Source organism: Flammeovirga aprica JL-4, assembly GCF_012844305.1.
Lineage (GTDB): Bacteria > Bacteroidota > Bacteroidia > Cytophagales > Flammeovirgaceae > Flammeovirga > Flammeovirga aprica.
The window spans coordinates 1-5,667 of sequence record NZ_JABANE010000215.1; the positions used below are offsets into that span (position 1 = coordinate 1).

Genomic DNA, 5,667 nt, shown 5'->3' on the forward strand with positions numbered 1-5,667 from the left:
GAAAGGAGAGAGTATACTTGAGGCTTTTATAACGCTTGCTTCGTTGAAAATTCCTATTGCTGAGTAGTTACATTTTGTTAAATTAAGTGCCGCTTATGATCAGTTAGAAACTGATAAAACTATAGAAGTTGAAAAAGTTCAGGGAATACATGATAAATGGAGATGGGCTCCTTTATTTCCATTTGGCCTGCAAATATTAATACTATTGGGTTTCGCAATTTTTTCAAAAATAGAAATTTTTAAAATAGAATATATTTTAAGTTTCACAATTCCATGTGTAACGCTTACTTTTCTTTTATTGTATTATTATAGAATTCAGTTGCATAATCTAAAATCATTGAAAGTAGAATGTTTACAAATAAAATTAAGGAAATCTTTGTGTGGTTTTATACAAGATTATAATGAGTTTGTTACATCTATAAGAAAAGAGGATAAAGACGCATTGAAACAGTTTGAAAGTATGATTTTCTCTAATATTATAACAGGAACAGAAAATTTACCTAATACTTTTGATGGTATTGATAAAATGACAAGTTTAATAAATAGTATAAATAAGTTGAAATGATATAACATGCCATATGTAAAACAGCTATTAACACAGAAAATTACTTCAAAAATGATATTCAGTTGTACACAAAAAGTCATTGAAAAGACAAAAAAGCATTATAATACAGAGAAAGAGAAAGCAGAAGTTGGAGCAAACAACTGGTATGTAAATCTCTTAACGATTGGAAGAAAAAAAGGGCTTCTATTTGTTCATTCTGAGACATTATACATGACTTTTATAGAAGATTCGACAATAAAAACGATTAAAAATCTGCAGTTTATATTTATCAATCAACTAAGAGAAGATCTTATGAATGCGGATTTTGACCCTTCATCTGTAGATGCATATCTTTCAAGTTCTCCTAGTTTACAGATATGTAAAACGAACTCTAGAAGAGTGTTGGGAGTTATGAATGAAATAATTTATTATTTTCCAATGTATTTTGAACGAGAAAGTTCTCGGAATGAATTACTCAAATTGATGAATGGTATACTCTATACTTATCCTGGTGTTGACAAAAAGAAAGAATATAGATATCCAGTTAAAGAAATGGAGAAACTATTATCTTCTATTGAATAATTAACACCCCCACCGATGTTAAAGCAGTAAAAAGGTTCGTAAAAAAGCATCAAGGCATAAGACGTTACTTACACCTACCCTCTTGAATAAGCTTTCACCTTATCACAAAAAAATACCTATCCCTACAAGCAAAAAGTACTTGTAAGGGGTAGGTATTTTTCCTTTTAAAAAAGAATTTTGTCAACTCACCCATTACTCCAAAAACTGACCATATTCAGGATTCATGTCCGCATTTTTAAATACAGCTCTATCTTTCCAAAGCTCAAAAGTGGCTTTTAGTTGGATAGTATCCTCAGGTAGTTCACCCCTATCCTCTGATTTTTTGATCCATGAATTGAGTAGAGTTCTGTGTTTGAGAAGAATATCATTAAAGTCATTTATAGTAGCCAGGTTGTACAGTTGGTGGGGGTCATTTTCTAAATCATAGAGTTCCTCTGCAGGACGTTCACCAAACCAATGCTTTTCTTGATAGGCCGTTAGCTTTCCTTCTTGATGAAGGCGGTGCATATCTTTCACCATGGGTTGACGGTCACGATATCCGGCTTTCGTTTTGGGATATGTTACAGATAGGAAATTGAAAATAAGACCAGTAGGTTAAAACTCTAATTAACGTTGGTAATTTCTTTAATTGAAAGATTGTTAGTCGTATCGAAATATTTTTTTCTAAAAAAAACTACTTATTGTTATTATAATTATAACAAAATACATTATCATTGCATTGCAAAAATAAAAACTATTGTACTTATAAACAAAGCTAAACTATTTATGAATAAATTAATTTTCACTCTTTTACTGAGTGTTTTAAGCTTCACTAAAACTGTTGCTCAAGTCCCACATATCCTCACAAAGGAGGATGTCCTATTTGAAGATGGAGAAATCAAAGATTACTATGGTGGATATTCCAATATCATCATACCTAAATACATTGATGGTATTGAGGTTACATCAATTGGTGATTTAGCTTTTTATCTCAGCAATTTAAGTAGTGTAGATTTCTCGGATTTAACTTCTCTTTCTTCAATAGGAGAAAACGCTTTTCTATATAATAATTTAAGTAGTGTAAATTTATCGAATCTGACCTCTCTTACTTCAATAGGGAATCAAGCTTTTCTATATAATAAATTGAGTAGTGTAGATTTCTCGGATTTAACTTCTCTTTCTTCGATAGGAGAAAGAGCTTTTCAAAATAATAATTTAAGTAGTATAAATTTATCGAATCTGACCTCTCTTACTTCAATAGGTAAAGAAGCTTTTTATGGTAATAATTTAAGTAGTGTAGATATAGCGGATTTATCTTCACTTACATCAATTGGTGGAAATGCTTTTGCTGCTAATTCTTTGTTATCCTACACTTTACCTACACCAAATTTTAATGGGAAATGGAACATAGACTATTCTGGAAAGGAAGTAACACACCTTAATTATACATATTATTACATGAACAGTGAACCCTATGAGTTAACATCAGCAGACGTAGTTTTTGTAAGTGGTGAGATAAAGGACTATTTGGGAGGGTACACTAATATTGTAATACCTAGTTCTATTAATGGAATAACAGTTACCTCTATAGGATCAGGAGCTTTTCGAGGTAATAAATTAGGTAGTGTGGATTTATCAAATTTAACCTCACTTACTTCAATAGGAGAAAACGCTTTTCGAGATAATAAATTAAGTACTTTAGACTTGTCGAAAAATATTTCTCTAAGATCAATAGGAGCACAAGCTTTTCAAGATAATGAAATAGAGAGTTTAAATTTAGAAGAGCTAACCTCACTTATTGTAATAGGTAAGTTTGCTTTTTATTATAATTATTTAAGATACTTTTTATTACCAAATCCAGACGGTGATGGAGCATGGAATAAAGGTGTATCAGGAGGAGTAGTATCAGACAGACGAATAGCTTATTATTTTATAAACGATGAACCCTATGAGATAACATCAGAAGATATAATTTTTGAAGGTGGAAAGATAAAGGATTATTTAGGAGTATATACTAATATTGTAATACCTAATTCTATTGATGGAATAACAGTGACCTCAATAGGAGAAAACGCTTTTCGAGAAAATAATTTAAGTAGTGTAGATTTCTCGAACTTATCTTCACTTACATCTATAGGTGATTATGCTTTTTATCAAAATCATTTAAGTAGTTTAGATCTATCGAATTCACCCTTTCTCACTTCAATAGGTAGAGAAGCTTTTCGAGAAAATAATCTAAGTAGTGTAGATTTCTCGAATTTATCTTCACTTACATCTATAAGTGATTTAGCTTTTAATAAAAATAATTTAAGTAATGTAGATTTCTCGAATTTATCCTCTCTTACTTCAATAGGTAGAGGAGCTTTTCGAGAAAATAATTTAAGTAGTGTAGATTTTTCGGATTTATCCTCTCTTATATCAATAGATAAAGAAGCTTTTTATCTTAATTCTTTGTCATCCTTCAAATTACCTATTCCAATTTTTGATGGAAGATGGAGTACAGGTAGTAGTTCTGGAGAAGAAGTAACAGATTTGAGACAATTATATTATTATATAAATAACGAACCTTATGAAATAACATCAGCAGATGTAATTTTTGAAGATGGTATGATAAAGGGTTACTTAGGGGGATATACTAATATTGTAATACCGAATTCCATTGATGGAATAACAGTAACTTCAATAGGCCCTGAAGCTTTTCGAGAAAATAATTTAAGTAGTGTAGATTTCTCAAATTTATCCTCACTGATTTCAATCGGTAAGAATGCTTTTTCTTCTAATCGTTTGAGTAGTGTAGATTTCTCAAATTTATCCTCTCTTACGGTTATAGGACCTGAAGCTTTTTCTTCTAATCGTTTGAGTAGTGTAGATTTCTCGAATTTACCTTCTCTTACCACTATAGGTTTTTATGCTTTTTATAAAAATGAGTTAAATAGTGTGAATTTCTCAAATTTATCCTCTCTTATCTCAATTGGTGATGGAGCTTTTGAAAGTAATTATATAAGTGGTCTAGATTTATCTGATTTATTATCACTTCAGTTATTAGGACGTAATTCATTTAATAATAATTCGTTATCATCCTTTATATTACCAACAGCTCAAGTTATCAGCGGTGTAGAATTCGATGGATGGGTGGATGGTGAAAATAATAAGTATCCAAATAGTTCAACTGTTACAAATTTAGATGTAAGTTACAGTATTAATATTGTAGCAAATAACAATGTTATCGTAAGTACACGTTTTCAAACTGAAACTGGAGATATTATTATTTCTGGAGATGATGAAAAATTATTTGAAGATATGCGTTCTGTTTCATTCTTTGTAGAAAAGGGAAAAAACATAACAATAACTCCTGAGGTATCTGGACTTCCTGATGGATATTATTATGCACCTGTTTCACTTCTTGTGGAAGAGGATATTGATCATATATTTGATAATCTATTAACAATTGAATATTCAATTACTTACGAATCTAATGCTGGTACGCATGCTAATGAAGAGTCTTATACGATAGAATCGTCAGAAATTACATTTACTTCAGCCACAAAATTGGGTTATTCTTTCGAAGGTTGGTATTCAGAGCCAGAGTTTACAAATAAAGTAGAATCTTTAGCAAGTGGAAGTACAGGGGATGTTACATTATATGCAAAGTATTCACCAATTGAATATTCAATTACTTATGAATCAAATGCTGGTACGCATACTAATGAAGAATCTTATACAATCGAATCGTCAGAAATTACATTTACATCAGCCACAAAATTGGGTTATTCTTTTGAAGGTTGGTATTCAGAGCCAGAGTTTACAAATAAAGTAGAATCTATAGCAAGTGGAAGTATAGGAGATGTTACATTATATGCAAAGTATTCACCAATTGAATATTCAATTACTTATGAATCAAATGCTGGTACGCATGCTAATGAAGAATCTTATACAATAGAATCATCAGAAATTACACTTACCTCAGCGACGAAATTAGGTTATACTTTTGAAGGTTGGTACTCAGACTCAGAGTTTACAAATAAAGTAGCATCAATAACTTCAGGAAGTACAGGAGATGTTACATTATATGCTAAGTTTACGCCAGAAAGTTATACGATTACCTATAATACAGATGGGGGTGAACATTCAAATCTAGAAAGTTATACAATCGAGTCATCAGAAATCACTTTAAGTGAAGCGACTAAGTTAGGTTATACCTTCGAAGGTTGGTACTCAGATTCAGAGTTTACAACTGAAGTGACATCTATAACAACAGGTAGCACTGGAAACGTAACATTGTTTGCGAAATACAGACCTGTGAATTATTCAATTACATATGAAGCGGATGGAGGAAATCATTCTAATCCATCTTCATTTACAGTGGAGTCTTCAGAAATAATACTAGTAGATGGAGAGAAAACAGGATATAACTTTGATGGTTGGTATTCTGACGTTTATCTAACAAATGGTGTAGAGTCAATTGCAAGTGGAAGTACAGGAGATGTTACATTATATTCAAAGTATTCACCAATAGAATATTCAATTACTTATGAATCAAATGCAGGTTTGCATACGAATGC

General features: G+C 31.1%; 3 protein-coding genes. 2 read left to right on the forward strand and 1 reads right to left on the reverse strand.

All coding sequences use genetic code 11. The annotated features are described in order from the left end of the window. Positions 1 to 616 precede the first annotated feature (616 nt). Positions 617 to 1,126, forward strand: a complete 510-nt coding sequence (locus HHU12_RS32980; protein WP_169660986.1) for a DUF6933 domain-containing protein — start codon at positions 617 to 619, stop codon at positions 1,124 to 1,126. 192 nt (positions 1,127 to 1,318) lie between these two features. Here HHU12_RS32980 and HHU12_RS32985 read toward each other — a convergent pair whose 3' ends face one another. Beyond that, a complete protein-coding gene (locus HHU12_RS32985; protein ID WP_169660987.1) occupies positions 1,319 to 1,633 on the reverse strand; it encodes a hypothetical protein in 315 nt (104 codons plus the stop codon). 258 nt (positions 1,634 to 1,891) lie between these two features. Here HHU12_RS32985 and HHU12_RS32990 point away from each other — a divergent pair. Then, positions 1,892 to 5,667, forward strand: a 3,776-nt coding sequence (locus tag HHU12_RS32990) for a leucine-rich repeat protein (RefSeq protein WP_169660988.1), incomplete at its 3' end; no start/stop codon positions are given.

Excerpts from the sequence above, each read along its gene's own strand:
- HHU12_RS32980 (WP_169660986.1), top strand. The coding sequence starts at position 617 with ATGATATTCAGTTGTACACAAAAAGTCATTGAAAAGACAAAAAAGCAT.
- HHU12_RS32985 (WP_169660987.1), bottom strand. The coding sequence starts at position 1,633 with ATGCACCGCCTTCATCAAGAAGGAAAGCTAACGGCCTATCAAGAAAAG.